General features: G+C 44.6%; 11 protein-coding genes and 2 pseudogenes. 8 read left to right on the top strand and 5 right to left on the bottom strand.

The window, feature by feature from the left end; genetic code table 11:
- Positions 1 to 77: 77 nt before the first annotated feature.
- Positions 78 to 575, top strand: a pseudogene (locus QUA74_RS19915) (IS66 family transposase); the annotation flags it as partial.
- A 10-nt stretch (positions 576 to 585) separates the two neighbouring features.
- On the opposite strand, the gene QUA74_RS19910 reads toward QUA74_RS19915, so the two are convergent.
- Together QUA74_RS19910 and QUA74_RS19905 are read right to left on the bottom strand one after the other, a co-directional pair.
- The gene (locus QUA74_RS19910; protein ID WP_333332681.1) at positions 586 to 1,089 is read right to left on the bottom strand and encodes an ISAzo13-like element transposase-related protein; all 504 of its coding nucleotides are present in this window, start codon (positions 1,087 to 1,089) and stop codon (positions 586 to 588) included.
- A gap of 60 nt (positions 1,090 to 1,149) precedes the next feature.
- On the bottom strand, positions 1,150 to 1,434 hold the full coding sequence (locus QUA74_RS19905; protein ID WP_333332678.1) for a hypothetical protein: 285 nt from the start codon (positions 1,432 to 1,434) through the stop codon (positions 1,150 to 1,152).
- A gap of 126 nt (positions 1,435 to 1,560) precedes the next feature.
- Here QUA74_RS19905 and QUA74_RS19900 point away from each other — a divergent pair.
- Positions 1,561 to 1,779 (top strand): annotated as a pseudogene (locus QUA74_RS19900) (IS66 family transposase); the annotation flags it as partial.
- 22 nt (positions 1,780 to 1,801) lie between these two features.
- On the opposite strand, the gene QUA74_RS19895 reads toward QUA74_RS19900, so the two are convergent.
- Entirely contained in the window at positions 1,802 to 5,209 is a 3,408-nt protein-coding gene (locus tag QUA74_RS19895; RefSeq protein WP_333332676.1) for a PAS domain S-box protein, read from the bottom strand.
- Positions 5,210 to 5,253: 44 nt separating this feature from the next.
- Complete coding sequence (locus QUA74_RS19890; RefSeq protein ID WP_333332674.1) at positions 5,254 to 5,514, bottom strand: hypothetical protein; 261 nt, start codon at positions 5,512 to 5,514, stop codon at positions 5,254 to 5,256.
- 338 nt (positions 5,515 to 5,852) lie between these two features.
- On the opposite strand from QUA74_RS19890, the gene QUA74_RS19885 reads away from it, so the two are divergent.
- The 6 genes from QUA74_RS19885 (at position 5,853) to QUA74_RS19860 (ending at position 12,098) form a co-directional block, all read left to right on the top strand.
- Positions 5,853 to 6,197: a hypothetical protein gene (locus QUA74_RS19885; RefSeq protein ID WP_242721486.1), complete on the top strand. Its 345-nt coding sequence runs from the start codon at positions 5,853 to 5,855 to the stop codon at positions 6,195 to 6,197.
- Positions 6,198 to 6,416: 219 nt separating this feature from the next.
- Positions 6,417 to 7,442 carry an ABC transporter permease gene (locus tag QUA74_RS19880; protein WP_333332671.1) on the top strand — a complete coding sequence of 342 codons (1,026 nt, stop codon included), beginning with the start codon at positions 6,417 to 6,419 and terminating at the stop codon, positions 7,440 to 7,442.
- A gap of 208 nt (positions 7,443 to 7,650) precedes the next feature.
- Entirely contained in the window at positions 7,651 to 8,445 is a 795-nt protein-coding gene (locus tag QUA74_RS19875) for a hypothetical protein (RefSeq protein ID WP_333332668.1), read from the top strand.
- Positions 8,446 to 8,939: 494 nt separating this feature from the next.
- On the top strand, positions 8,940 to 9,983 hold the full coding sequence (locus tag QUA74_RS19870) for a hypothetical protein (RefSeq protein ID WP_333332665.1): 1,044 nt from the start codon (positions 8,940 to 8,942) through the stop codon (positions 9,981 to 9,983).
- Positions 9,984 to 10,262: 279 nt separating this feature from the next.
- Positions 10,263 to 11,072: an ABC transporter permease gene (locus QUA74_RS19865; protein ID WP_445301491.1), complete on the top strand. Its 810-nt coding sequence runs from the start codon at positions 10,263 to 10,265 to the stop codon at positions 11,070 to 11,072.
- Between the two features lie 126 nt (positions 11,073 to 11,198).
- Positions 11,199 to 12,098 (top strand): ABC transporter ATP-binding protein, encoded by a 900-nt coding sequence (locus QUA74_RS19860; protein ID WP_333332662.1) that lies wholly within the window; start codon positions 11,199 to 11,201, stop codon positions 12,096 to 12,098.
- Between the two features lie 144 nt (positions 12,099 to 12,242).
- On the opposite strand, the gene QUA74_RS19855 is transcribed toward QUA74_RS19860, so the two are convergent.
- Complete coding sequence (locus tag QUA74_RS19855; RefSeq protein WP_333332658.1) at positions 12,243 to 13,202, bottom strand: GNAT family N-acetyltransferase; 960 nt, start codon at positions 13,200 to 13,202, stop codon at positions 12,243 to 12,245.
- Positions 13,203 to 13,873 lie beyond the last annotated feature (671 nt).

Raw genomic sequence — 13,873 nt, 5'->3', positions numbered from 1 at the left:
GTTAAAGGGAAAAACTTTTTGACTCCAACTTTTCACAACTGATAAAAAATTCCACACACATCTGCGGAATGTGGGTTAAAAAACTCATCCAGCTTCCAGGTTTGAACAATCAAAAAATTGGGGAAAAGTTTGTTAAGCTGATTGACGAAGCATTTAAGAATTACAGCTTATTCCAACAGAACCAAAATATAAGTGAGTTGTTTGCTTGGGCTTGGGAGTTTAAACTAAAAGTTAAGTCCTCTCTTGATAAGTGGATTGCATTCGCAGGGGGAGAAGCCAGTAAGCTTTTGCGCTCGCTACGAAACAAAACAGATCAAGGGTGGTATTTTTTAGACCATCCAGAGATACCTCCAGACAATAACTTAGCAGAGCGAACACTCCGGCTAGCAGTAACAAAAAGAAAGGTGAGTGGCGGTTCCCGTTCAATGGAGCGGTTTAAACATACTGCCAATTTATTAACGGTTGTACAAACTTGTCGTCGTCAAGGACGTTCCGTAATTGATTTTTTTGAGCAAGCTATAAAAGCGATAGTTAATCCAGATATGCAAGAACCATCTTTGATTCCTCAAATTTAGACCTGAATCCTTACCCTCCCCCATCACATTTTGCCAAGATATAATTAGCGTTAGGGTAGGTAGCTTTACCATAATTATTCCACCATTTTTTTAAAGACTCACAGGCGAATTCACTGGTATCTTTACTATTTCCTAATGTTATATATCCTCGGTTTTGTTGACAATCATAAATCCCATGGGGAATCACTTTACCGTGACCTAAACTCCAAAAATCATGATCCAAAGTAGTGACAGGTTTTTTTGTATAGAGAGTTCCCGGACGATACAAATTTTCTAAAGCTTCTTTCTTTTTGGTATCAAAACTAATAATAGGATTGCTTGCTTCTCTATACTCTGCATAAATTCTAGCAATGTTTTTAAATTGAGCATCCCGATTCTTATTAATTCCTATTGTTGGTTTTTTTTGAGCTTTTCGTTTCACATACCCATGCTTTTTTAATAGTTTGGCAACTAAGGGGAGACTAATGGTAAAACCCGCCGCGTGTAGTCCAGAAGCTATTTCTTTATGCGTCAAATTAGTTTATTTGATTAACTCATTCATGGGTTCTCCGGCTGTGTGATTTTTTAAAAATTCTTAAAATGCTGCATCAATGCCGATTTGAGTAGACAAAATACTTTTTCTTCCCCCTTTTTTCTTTCTGATCCTGGAACTATTGAGTGTCTCTGAGTCCATTTTTTCTAAATCTTCTATTCCCTTGATGATGGTATTTCGACTGCATACCAAAATTTGCATTACATAGCTAATTCCATCCCATCCTAATTTTTGAGATTCTCTAGCTGCATACCTTCTTTTATCCTTTTCTAAGAAGGATTTATAAATTTTTTTCATTTCTGACTCAATTGAATTAGAATAAGACATGGATTTAAAAGTAAATTAGAATAGTTAAGTAGAAAAATCTGTTGTGAGTAGAGCTCTGTAGGAGTGAAAATTGTAACCTCACACTTTTTTCCTTATAACAGATAACTCATCAACTTATTTATTTTTCATTCCTTAGCAGAGCGAACACTCCGGCTAGCAGTAACAAAAAGAAAGGTTAGTGGCGGTTCCCGTTCAATGGAGCGGTTTAAACATACTGCCAATTTATTAACTGTTGTACAAGCTTGTCGTCGTCAAGAACGTTCCGTAATTAATTTTTTTGAGCAAGCTATAAAAGCGATGGTTAATCCAGATATGCAAGAACCATCTTTAATTCCTCAAATTTAGACCTGAATCCTTACGTTTTCTGCTAATTATTTAGAGGTAAGCGGATCGTAAAAGTAGAGCCAACACCCTCCTGACTTTTTACTGAAATATTGCCGCCCATCATGAGGCAAAAACGCTGGCTGATTGCCAGTCCCAAACCGGTGCCGCCGTACTTGCGCGTGGTAGAAGCGTCTGCTTGGGTAAAGGGTTGGAAAATGTGCTGCAACTGGTCTAGATTCATCCCAATTCCTGTATCTATACAATTAACAACTAAAAATTCTTTACTAGCAATTGAAGATTCTGAATTCGCCGCAGGTTCAGAAGCGTTTTCTTGTCTATATTCGCTACTTTCATCGGCAATTTTTTCTCGGCGGGCTGTGAGAGTAATTGTACCGTTTTGAGTGAATTTGGCGGCATTGCTCAGCAAATTTAATAAAATCTGCTGCACTTTGGTAATGTCACCGTGCATAGTGCCGATGTTGCTAATTTGACGCAAGTTTAGAGTGTTGCCGTTTTTCTCAATTAGTGGCACGGCGGTAGATGCTACTTCTTCAATCAAAGCGGCGATGTCGAAGGTTTCTAAGTAAAGATCCATGCGGCCGGCTTCGATTTTAGAAATGTCGAGAATGTCGTTAATTAGCGACAGCAAGTGTCTGCCGGAAGTGCGGATTTTGTCTAAATCTGGGATGAGTTCATCGTAGCCCAATTCTTCGGTTTCTTCTTGGAGCATTTCGCTGTAGCCGATGATGGCATTCAGAGGTGTTCGCAGTTCGTGGCTCATGTTTGCCAAAAATGCGCTTTTTGCGGTGGAAGCGGCTTCGGCTGCTTCTACGGCGAGTTGCAAGGCGGATTCAAAGACTTTTCGATCGCTAATATCCTCGACGCTGCCTTCATAGTAGAGTACCTCGCCGTCGGCGTCGCACACTGCACGGGCGCTTTCAGAAATCCAAATTACGCTGCCGTCAACGCGGTAAACTTCTGACTCAAACCCCGAAATTTCTCCGAATTCTTCCATCGCCTGGATAAACTTGTCGCGCTGCTGAGGATTGACGTAAGCTTGCTGTCTGATGTTTGTGAGATTGGATGTCAATTCTTCGGGAGTGGCGTAGCCGTAGATGCGGGCTAAAGCTGGATTTACGCTCAAGAAACGACCTTCGGGGGTTCTTTGAAAAATACCTTCGACTGCATTTTCAAAGATGCTGCGATATTTTTGTTCTGCTTGACGCAGAGCGATTTGTGTACGATCGCGCTCGCTGGCTTCGATCGCCAATGATACCAAATCTGCCAGGGAAGCAGCAAAATTTTGTTCTTCTAATGTCCAGTTGCGAGGAGTTCCCACTTGTTCTATACAGATGACTCCCACTGTTTGTCCGCCGAGTCGCACGGGCGCGTCTAAGGTAGAAATAGTGCCAGCTTGTGAAAAGTAAGATTCCGCAAATTCTCTAGTTCTAATATCTGAAAGAGCGTCCTCGGCTGCGATCGTCCGGTGTTCTTCCAAAGCTTGAAAATAAGCTGGATAGTCTGCTGCTGCGAGTTCATTACCTTGGGAATGCTGGTGGTTGCTGCGGCTAAATTGGTCGAGACATTGCAGTTTCGATCGACTCTCATCATACAGCCACGCTCCGGCTCCTTCTGTATCTAGGGTATGAGCAGCCGCTTCGGTGATTTGCCTCAAAGCTACTTTTAAATCGCCTCGATAAAGTGCTTTATTTCTTGCGAGTTCTACCAAAACCGTATTTTGTTTGAGCAATTGTTTTTGCCTTTGGCGTCGCACCGATTCGGCTCGCTTCTGTTCAGTAATATCGCGGATTACGCAAATTACGGATTCTTCTGAAAGCGGCGAAATGCTGGTGGCAAAACAAACTTCGCGGCCGTCAATGATTAAATCGTACTCGATGCTGACAGTTTGCTGAGTATCTAAAGCTGCTCCAATATGGTTAAGAAAATTGTCGGCTGCAGCTTGCGGAAACAGCTCTCCGACTGTTTTGCCAACTAATTCTTCGGCTGGTTTGTAGAGCAGGGAAATATTTGTAGGCGCGATTTTTAAGTAGCGGCCGGTGGAGTCCACAACTATAATTAATTCGTTCATGGCGGCAAACAAAGCCCGCAATTCTGCTTCGGCGGCTTCGAGTTCTGCCGTGCGTTCTGCTACTCGTTGTTCTAAACTGGAGTTGGTTTGTTCTAGGGCGACAAAAGACGATCGCAATTGTCTGGCCATGTGATTGAAAGACTGAGCTAGGAGACCGAGTTCGTTGACGCCTTGAACTTCGACTTCGCCGTCAAAATCCGAGGAGGTGAAGTCGGAGGATTCGGACATTTTTGTTAAAGCTTTGGAAGCTTCCAGCAATCGGGTAATCGGTTGAATAACCCAGCGAGAGGTGAAAATTCCGAGTGCGATCGCCAGTACGAAGGCAAAAAAGCACAATAAGATAGTTATGCGAGTGTTGGCGTTAATTTGCTCCATAAAGTCTGCTTCCGGGATAGCCACTACAATCAGCCAATCGAGACCGCGGCCGTCTTGCAGGGGAGCAACCGTAATGAATTGACGTTTGCCGTCTAGATCGAAGGTAAACTGTCCTTGCCTGTCAATTTGTTCAAAGCTGCCAAATCGTTTTTGCAAGTATGTGGAGGCCGATCGAATTAGCAAATTTTTGCTCTGTGTCGCCAACAGCCGTTTTTGTCCGTCTTTGTCGGTGACAAAGGGCAGTTCGTCTGTGGAACTACCGACTATTTCTCCGCTGCGTTCGATCGCGAAAACTTGTCCCGACGGGCTAATTTTGATGCTTTTGAGAAAATCGCTGATTTGAGAAAGAGTCAGGTCAATGGCCAGTACCCCCCGCAGGTTTCCTGTTTCATTGTAAATTGGCATCACCGGCGTAATCCCCAGAACTGGCGAGGCCGTGAAGACGTAGATGGGCGACCAAGTGGCTTTTCCTGACTGTTTGGCAGTTTTGTACCAAGGTCTTGTACGGGGGTCATAGGTGGCGGTTTGGATTAGCTCAGTGCGATTTCCCTGGCTATCCAAGCGATAAATTTGGCGGTTGGGCGCGGTTGATTCGTCTCTGATGTATACTAAGTCTTCTGCTTCTCTCTTGAGCAAGAGGAACTTGCCCTGTTCGTCGCCGTAGTAGATGGTGGTAGTTCGATCGCTCAGCTTGGTCTGGTTCCACAAATAGCGCTCTAAGTTGGGGAAGTCTTCCGGGTCTAGGTTTCCAGAGGCGATCGCAGCAGTATTCATTTGCAGGAATAGATGAGACACCTCCCCAAAACTGCGGAAATTTTCTTTAGTCCTGGCTGCGACTTCCAAGCTTAACCTAGTAGCAAGGTCATTAACAGCTTTCTGGCCGTTGCGAAACGACAGCCATCCTGTCACGCCGACTGCTACGGAGATTTGCACCACCAGCGGTATCAACAAGACTAGGCTTAGTGACATCTTGGGCGAGCTTTTCATCACACAACTGCTCAGACTTTTCAATAACATCAATATTGTGACACCTACGGGTTTGGGTATCGTTTGTCGTTTAAAAGATGCCCTAGATATAAGTTACAAAATTGTACAGCAATAGTGAAGTGCGGTAGCCGATCGCTCAAAACGGGGCTGAGGTTTCCACCGCTAGTGTAAAAAATTGTAATATTAATCCTGCCACTACTTGCCTGAATGTGGCGATCGCTCTGCAGACTCCCGGTCACAAAGTCACACCCTGTAAAAAAAGCAACTTTAGGCCCGTGTTCCCCACTTTGGTTGTCATCAGTCATTGCCAATTATTCAATTTTTTAATCTCAACTTTTAAATCTAAAATAAGCTCACTTTCTCCGGGTGGGCATTGTCTTCCTTACGCCTGGTTAATAAAAATTTGATTTTAATTTTTTCTACAGTGCCAGGACAAATGTAAATTCTGTGACAATCTGGTGTTAAAAAATTTGCTATTAAATAAGATAAGCGGCTACAATCCCGTAGCGTAGCGGGGCGTAAGCCATCGACTACACAGAGGATAATTGAAGCACCTGCATTTCATCAACGCCAGCAAAGTAAAGCGTTTTTGGCTTTTTTGGACTATCGACATTTGGGCAAAATAATACTTCTGGAGGATGACATGAACTATACATTTGAAATCCTGGGCGTATCTCCAACTTTAACGTTTTTCAACCAGCAGCAGGAATTGCTGCAACAACAGCAGCCGTCCGGTGTAGAATACTTGGCAAACCGAAAGTGCACTCTCGATGCGTTTGTGGCATCCGTAGAGACAGTTTCTCCTAACCGCGGCTGGGATGTCGATCGAGTTGTAGACACCGTGATTAGTTTCTGGATGAACAACTCGGATAGCATCCAGTATTGGAGACACAGGCTGCAGGATGCCGGCAGCGAAAACTTGTTAGTAGCCAGAGTAGGCGATATCAAGTCTTTGCAAGCTGCATTTGAATCGCTGCTGGGCGAATAGGAAAATCAGGAATTCGTAATTGGCGATCGACAATTGCTAAAACTGAGATATTGCACCATTCTCAATCATGCTTTCAGCGCGGCGTCGGACCAACGGCCCACAAGAAAATTTATCTGTTGTGGAACAGGCATCTTGCCTGTTCTTGAGAATGGTGCAAGATGTAAGTAACATCCACTCAACTGTCTATTTCCAATTTCCAATTGGCAATTCCCAAATATTATGTCTCGTTCCAAAGCCCTGCAATCTTATATTTTTCTCCGCTTACTCCTCGCACCGCTAATGTTGTGGACAATCACCACAGCAGTATTTTTGCTCTTGCGGGCCACTCCGGGCGACCCCATAGATGCTATTCTCGGCTCACGAGCTCCCGCAGCCGCCAAAGAAGCAATGCGAACTCAACTCGGCCTCGACGCACCCCTGTGGCAGCAATATCTCAAATACATGAAAGACTTATTCAGTCTGGACTTGGGAACCTCAATCACCACTCGCGGACAAACCGTGTGGCAAATTATCGGAGATTATTTCCCCGCTACAGTGGAATTAGCAGTTTGTAGCATGGCCATAGCTTTAATTGTCGGCATCAGTATCGGTTCCTTAGCAGCATCCCGCCCCAACACTATTTTCGATGCTGCAGGCCGTTTGTTTGGCATTATCACTTACTCGCTGCCCGCTTTTTGGGCTGGCATGGTTTTGCAATTGATTTTCGCGGTGCAGTTGGGCTGGTTTCCCTTGGGAACTCGCTTTCCCGTGACATTCCCCGCTCCCGAAGGCTACACAGGACTATACACGATTGACAGTCTCCTGAGCGCTAACCCTGGTCAGTTTCTCACATCTTTGCATTATTTGGCACTTCCGAGTTTGACGCTGGGGATTCTTTTGAGCGGCATTTTCGAGCGCATTGTCAGGGTGAATCTCAAGCAAACTTTGCAAGCAGATTATGTCGAAGCAGCTAGAGCTCGCGGCATTCCCGAATTGCAAATTTTATGGGCTCACGCTCTGAAAAATGCACTAATTCCGGTGATTACTGTTTTAGGATTGACTTTTGCTGCACTGTTGGGCGGTGCTATTTTAACAGAGGTTACTTTTTCTTGGCCGGGGTTGGCAAATCGCCTTTACGAAGCGATTAGCTTGCGGGATTATCCAACAGTTCAAGGTATTGTGGTATTTTTTGCTGCAATTGTCGTAATTGCCAGCATTGTAATTGATATTTTGAATGCTTACATTGACCCGCGAATTCGCTACTAAAAATATCAAGGAAGAAGGGAAAAGGATGTGCGAATATGTCACTATCGGCTTTTTATACCTGTCCTTTCTGCCTGCGCCAGATGTTTTAGCCAGCGGTGGCCCTGTAGAAGCAGTTGTCAAAAAGATCGATCGGCTTTTAGAGTGACGACACTTGGCGATTTATGGGCAATACTGGAGAAAATAAAATTATACATTTGAGGAAACGCTGATGAGATTATTGCGAACAATCGCCGCTCTATCGGCGGCCTTGACCCCACTGATGGCTGAAGCTGCCTTTAGCCGTCCCATGCCGGGAACAGCCGATTTTCCTAGAGCCTCAAACCCCCAAGTAAATGTGCCTGTTTGCTTCATCGAAACCCCAGGCGGCACAACTTTTGATTTAGTCAGCTTGTGCGGCAGCAATGCTGCTCCCCAAAACACTGCTCCGGTTGCGGGCAACCCCGCCAATGCTCCTGCAAATAACCCCAATGGAGGTGCTCCGCCTGCTCCCCCGAACCCCAACGCCATCACCATCGATGGTGCCGGCACGCCGATAACTACTCCTGCAGGCACGGCAAATCCCAACAATCAGAATAATCAGAATCCGGGGACAGCGCCCAATACCAATCAGAATAATCAGAATCCGGGAACTTCGCCCAATACCAATCAGAATAATCAGAATCCGGGAACTTCGCCCAATACTAATCCCAATAATCAGAATCCGGGAACTTCGCCCAATACTAATCCCAATAATCTCAATCCGGGAAGTGCGCCCTATATTACTCCCAATAATGCCAATCCGGGAACTGCGCCGAATACCAATCAGAATAATCTCAATCCGGGAAGTTCACCGAGTACCAATCCCAATAATAATAGTGCGTCTCCCACGGGTGGAACTGCTGGCGACAGCAACAGCGATTTAGTTCCCAATCCCAATCTCAATCTTCCGAGAGTGCCGCCGAGTTCCTTTGGCCCTGGAGGTGTTGCACCGACTAGAGATGCGATTGATGGCCCCCGCCAGTAATAGGCGAAGTGTCAGAACTTTTACAGAAACCCGGTTTCTCTGAAACCATCTCTTTTTCAGGGATAGTTCACCCGCGAGAAAGCCGGAATATTTATTTGCCTGCGTAATATTGATGTCAGGTGCGATCGGCATATTTGGTAGCAGAGTAGCCAAATAAAAGTTAAGCTAAGAACTTGTAGACGCTATCGCCCAAGTATTCTTTCAAAACGGGAAAACCAGGTGATAGATAGCCCGCTTTAATCCCTAACAGGATTAGTTATCAGTAAAGGTTAAAATTATTACCAGGCGGGTGCTTGCCAGCTCCAAGTTCTCAAGCTAACCCATTCAACAGGCATATTTTTGTTAAGCCAGTGTGGTTGGGAAAGTACCGGCTGATAACATTAGCGAGACAAAATTAACCCGATTATTCGGAGGCTCTTCATGAGCAAAATATTTGTTTTAATAAATTGGAACAAAATTGCTCTAGACCCGATCGCACTTGAGGAGGACATCTAGTGTCAAACTTAGTTCAACGCTTAGAAATAACCGCTCATCCGCAACTAGAAAAATCCCTCGGCTATCGAGGAGATAGTCGCTGGGTAGCTTGGCGCTGGGAACCCGACATCGACCAACTTATTTCCAGCGACGGCAAAACAGTCGGCACTGGCAATAATATGGCTTGGCTGGTGTTTTTGCAGCACGATTTAGTCGATCCTGCCCTACAACAGTACAACCTCGGCGAGGGCGATCGCTACTGGTTGCTTTTAGACACCGAAACTAGAAATCTCTACGTCGGCGAAGGGAAAACTGTTCAAAGTCTGCTCGAACAGCCGGAAAGTTTAGGTTTATTGGCCTGTCTCGATGGCGGCAATGCCGATCGACAAACTGGTGAAACTTGGCAGCAAACGCTATCTCAACTAACAGCCAAACCAGTTGTTCGCAACCTCACAAATGCCCTTCCTTTCGGTATAGCTGCCGCTTTGATAGGTGCTTTAGGCATCGGAACTGGATTGTGGGTAGTGCCAACGGTGCAGCAGAAACTAGCCGAAAAAGCTGCTTTTATTTCCCCAATTAGTTCTGCAGCTAACTGCGGGCTTGGCGGTTCCGACGATTTTTCAGCTTATATCGGTTCCTCAAGCGGAAATAAAGAACTTCATTTAATAGGCGTTTACGAAGCTAATGCGGATCACAAGAACCGAGATTTATCTAAAAGTGCGATCGAAGTCAAAGTAGAACGCCAAAACAAGCCGATAATTCTCGCACTTTCAGCCTACGAACCGGTTAACTGGAATGTCACTGTAGAACCGGGCGCAGTTATCGAAAAAATCATCGTTAACGGATACCAAAACCAAACTGTTTCAGGAGTTTCGGGAATTCCAATTGAAGAGCACAGCTACGAAGAAACCGGAGACTATCTCGGCGACTTTATCTACAAATGGGGTGCTACCCCTGAAAGTAGCAATACTTCTTCCCTCGTGACTAAATTGGAACAGAGAAACCGCACCAGTTTAACTTCTTTTCAAGGATGCTACAGAGGTAAGAACTTTACGATTAAGTAAGAATTATTGATGATTTTGGGGTGGGGAAACGGTATTGCCGTCTCCTCAATAGCCGTGTTTTCGATGGTTATATCAAGAGAGGACTCGCAAGGGTAATTTCATTATCCAATCGGGTTGATTTTACCCGTTACCGGAAATCAGGAAACGGCAGTGCCGTTTCCTCCGTTGCCTTATTCTGTTTTTCACCAATTCGTTGATGTTAATTCAATGGTGTACATTTTAAACAGTTATTTGACAAGCTTATTTCATGACTGTATCATAAACTATTAACTTTAATTTTTGATTTCAGACAATAACAATGCTAAAAAACTTAAGATGAAATACTGGTACGAAACCCTCGCTGTAGCCCAGCGAATTTTAATAGAATTGGGAAGGCGAAGACGCAGTTTAATTTTTTGGGCTATCTTTCCGATTTCTATCTTGATTATTAACGCCTTAATTTTAGCAGAACGCGCGCAACTGACAACAGCAAAAGCTTTTGAAACTGCCGCCCCTGCAAGCTTAGTAGGAGCAGCTTTATTTTTTAGCTGTCTCGGTGGTAGCGTAGCAACGGTAGTAGCAGAGCGAGAACAGCATACCCTCAAACGCTTATTTATTTCCCCGCTGAGCGGCACTTCTTACTTTTTAGGGATTTTCCTGGCTCACAGTTGCATCGGCATCGGCCAGGTAATTTTAGTATACACGATCGCCTCTTGTTTAGGAGCACAATTTCAAGGCTCTATTGTGTTAGGATGTGCGATTATTTTACTGAGTATTGTATCTTATGTAGGTGTAGGCTTTATTCTCGGCACCCAGTTTGCGAGGCGCACTGAAGATGTCAACTCCCTAGTAGCAGCTTTCGGCGTCCCTTTGTTGATTTTAGGAGGCGCATTTTTGCCGACTTCGCTGTTTCCCAAAAGTCTGCTGGAACTCGCGCAGTACAATCCAATTTATCACATGAACGAAGCGCTGATGGGCGTGTGGGCTGACGGCAAAGATTTGGCTGATATTGCCGAACACTTCGGGTTTTTGTGCATCTTTGCTGTTTTAATGATAGTAGCCGGATGGCTGTCTTATCGGCGGATGTTGAGAGTAGAAAGAAGACTTTAAAACTATCTCATTATGTCGTAATTATTCATCTCTCTATTCTGGAGACTCAGCGCCCTCTACGCTCTCTGCGGTTTAATCGTTCAGAAACAACCGTAAATATATAAAATAATACGGAGAATTAAAGCAGTGCTGCAAATAGAAAAGCTAAATAAGTCCTATGGCGAGCGTTCAGTGCTTCAAGATTTAACACTGCACATCCAAGCTGGAGAAATTTACGGTTTGCTCGGACCAAACGGGGCGGGAAAAACTACAACTATCAATATTTTATGCAATTTGCTCAATGCAGACAGCGGCAAAGTTTCTATCAATGGCGAACCTGTTTCCGAAGCTACTAAATTATTAATAGGTGTAGCGCCCCAAGAAAATTTGCTTTACAAAAGCCTTAGTTGCGAGGAAAACCTCAACTTTTTTGCTCAAATTTACGGCTTAGAGCGCAAACAGCGCCGCTATCAAGTAAGACACTGTTTGAAAGCAGTAAATTTGACAGATAGAGCTACCAGCCCAGTAGAAACTTTGAGCGGAGGAATGCAGCGCCGTTTGAATATTGCGGTAGCTTTGGTACACCAGCCTAAATTAGTAATTTTAGACGAACCGACAACGGGTTTAGATATTGAGGCTCGCTATGAAATTTGGGAGTTAATTCAGCGATTGCAAGCTGAAGGAATTACAGTTTTGCTGACAACTCATTTGTTGGATGAAGCTGAGCGTCTTTGTCAGAAAATCGGAATTCTGAAAAATGGCAGTATTGTCGCTGAGGGCAGTTTGGAGGAGTTGCAAAAACTAATTCCGGCTCAAGAAATTATCGTGGTAAAAACCGAGGAAGAAGCTGAAGTCATCGCCCGCGCTCAAAAATACAGTTTCATCCCCCGCCGCTACGGTAGCGATTTAGCTTTTTGGCTGCCGGAACGTTTAGAATTAAAAGAGATTATTTTGCTGTTCGAGGGGATTTCTATTGACTCAATCGCTCGGTATCCGGTGCGATTAGAACATATTTATGTCGAAGTCACCAAACAAAGCGAACAATGACACAGTGCGACGGTCTCGCTTCTTGCGAACAGGCAAGATGCCTGTTCCACAAAACATTAAGTTTATTGTGGAACAGGCATCTTGTCTATTCTTGAAAAACTTATTGCTAATGGTGCAAGATGTGATATCTAACCAGATTTGATATTACACGGCTTTTGCCCACTCGATCCAAGTTTCCATCGGGCGGAAACCGACTGATTTGTAAAGCTTTGTCGCTCCCGTCAAACTGTCAGCATCGACGCTGAGTTTCGCAGTATTTGCACCCGCCGCTTTTAAGGAGTGCAAACCCGCCAGCAGCATCGCTTTTCCTAAACCCATTTTCCGAAAGTCGCGCCGCGTACCCAACAATTCAATCCAACCGTCTTTTGTGCCGCTGCGGGCGTTTTTTTGGGGTTTGATTTGACAGTCGCAGAAAGCAGCAAATTTGTGATCGCCCGAAACAGCAATCAAATCTAATTCCGGCTGATAATTGGCGTCTTGCATCCAATAACGCACGGTTTCCGCATTTAAATCGTGGTGATTCCAGTGATCGATAAATGACTGGTTGAACATTTCTACCCAGGGTTGGATGTCTTGTTCTCCCGATACGTGTGTTAGTGCAAAATCCGCAGGGAATTCCGGCGCGGGAATCGGTTCGGCGAGGGATCGGGCCATTGTCCAAAAATAGCGATCGACTTCAAAGCCCTGTTTCTCTAACAGCCGCATCTCATCGGTTTTGTCCTCACGGCTGTAGGTACGCAATTTTGCCGGCAAATTGCGTTCTTTTCCTACTTCGCGCAGCCGCTTTTCGCCCCATTTAATTATGTCTTTTTCCAAACCTGCGCCGCGCACGTTTGGATGCACGTAAAACCAGAGACAAGCGTCTATTTCCTCTGGCGAATCGGGCATATCTAGGAGTGCTAAACCGATTAGTTTGTAATTACCATCTTCCCACAACTGCACGTCGCGGGCTTGGTCGAGTTTTGGTGCATCAAGTATTAGCTTGAGTTCAGTTGCTGAGACTTCTTCGCCGAGTCGATCGACTGCTTCGCAAGCATCAATCAAATTGGCGATCGCGCACCAGTCAGTTTCGCCCCTGTAGGAGCGTGTTGTCAAGATATTCATAGAAAACTTACAATCCGTAATTTCGGACTGTTCCTGTTAATGGGTATTGGCAAACAAGTACAGTAATTCAGACATTTTGCACAAATGTCAGTAACAGGCTTTCCGGCCTGTTCCACAAGAAATAAATACTCTTGTGGGGCGGGCACACGAGCCCGCATCTAAACTGTTTTTAGTATTTGAAAATGGTGTCGATAAAACTCAGAAACCTGTTTATATCACCCAGGCTTTCAGGTTTTATCTCATAGCGCAATCATAAAAATCGGTTTGCCTTTTTGGGCTAGTTTTGTATGTGAGTCTCAGACTGGAGGAGCGCCCAATGTTCGCAAGCAGCTTCCTCAAAGTTATCAAGGCTGGTGCTTGACTAACTGTTGTTTAAATAAATTTGATGAAGCTAAGTAAAGAAGTTGTCACCCCCACTGGGTAGTTGGTTTTTACTTTTGCTCTGTTTTACAATAAATCCTGTTTCAGGGATTTGTTGCTCCTCCTGTTAACTCGCCCGCTTGGGGGAGAGGAGAAGTTGAACCTATTAAAAAGTGGCCTAGTTCAACTATAACCGCTGCGTTTCTTTTTTGCAAGTTTAATGTAATAGAAGTTCTGTTACTATTAACGGGAGCCTGGATTCGGCAGAAGCACCGCGCTTTTAACCAGCCGTAACTGTAATTTTTATAACG

This window comes from Microcoleus sp. LAD1_D3 (assembly GCF_036702135.1).
Taxonomy (GTDB): Bacteria; Cyanobacteriota; Cyanobacteriia; order Cyanobacteriales; family Microcoleaceae; genus Microcoleus.
The sequence above is the reverse complement of the archived record's forward strand: the minus strand, read 5'-3'. Positions and strand labels throughout refer to the sequence as shown.